The following is an 838-nucleotide window of genomic DNA, read 5'->3' on the forward strand; positions in this document are numbered from 1 at the left end:
CATCAACAGCACCATCGCAAGCCTGCTCATGCTCACGCTCAAGAGCTTCTAAATCCTGACCAAAAACGAGAACCGGCTTGCCTGGATTTTCAACATGCAAACAGGCATCCGGATTTCTCCGGGTAGCCTCATCTATAGTCTCTTTAATATTCCACTTCTTAGACTTCGTTGCCTTGTCGGAAGGCTTTACAAGCACTTTACGACTCAGCATCTCAAAATGTGCGAATTGATAACTCATGACAACGATCCAAAAAATTTCTCGCAAATCGTTGAGAGTCTTCTTTTAAAATCATCAGACGTACAATTTTCCAAATCTAAATTATCGATACTCGAATACAAACCATCCTTGTCACATTCTTCTAAATCTTTAACCCAAAGGCGTATCTCATCTTTATTGTCATTAACAAAAACACACTCGTAACAAAAATCATCCTCGTCATCGTTCAAATATTCGTTGAATCTTAAAAAACCATATCCCCTGCTTTCTATGTAATCCAAAAACAAAGAAGAATGCGAAGGAAGACAACGCAAATAATCTCTATAACTTTTCACATCCTTCACAGGAAAAGAATGGTCAATATAATGGTCATGCAAACAAGTCATGATATCTTAAGGCTTTTCCCAACCGCAATAAACCTCGACCCCATTCCCAAACATATAACGAATAGCCTTGGTCTCATAACGTGCCTTCAATCGCACAGCCTTTATATTGAACAGATTTTCAAGCCTCTGTACTTCTCTCTCTATTTCTCTATATTTTTCCTTCTTTTCCATATCCATAACAATCTCCGACCCTCAGTTTGTGGGGTACTGGAAACTTATTGTAGCAGATAGAAAT

The 838-nt window shown here is 38.5% G+C and carries 3 protein-coding genes; all 3 read right to left on the reverse strand.

The annotated features are described in order from the left end of the window. Positions 1 to 238 (reverse strand): hypothetical protein (locus KP705_RS15535; protein WP_215764812.1); only part of this gene is annotated, 238 nt, incomplete at its 3' end. Continuing rightward, positions 235 to 603 carry a hypothetical protein gene (locus KP705_RS15540; RefSeq protein ID WP_215764813.1) on the reverse strand — a complete coding sequence of 123 codons (369 nt, stop codon included), beginning with the start codon at positions 601 to 603 and terminating at the stop codon, positions 235 to 237. The genes KP705_RS15535 and KP705_RS15540, both read right to left, overlap by 4 nt. A 6-nt stretch (positions 604 to 609) precedes the next feature. Continuing rightward, a complete protein-coding gene (locus KP705_RS15545) occupies positions 610 to 780 on the reverse strand; it encodes a hypothetical protein (RefSeq protein ID WP_215764815.1) in 171 nt (56 codons plus the stop codon). Between the last annotated feature and the right edge of the window lie 58 nt (positions 781 to 838).

It is taken from the genome of Gluconobacter sp. P1D12_c (assembly GCF_018812105.1).
Lineage (GTDB): Bacteria > Pseudomonadota > Alphaproteobacteria > Acetobacterales > Acetobacteraceae > Gluconobacter > Gluconobacter oxydans_A.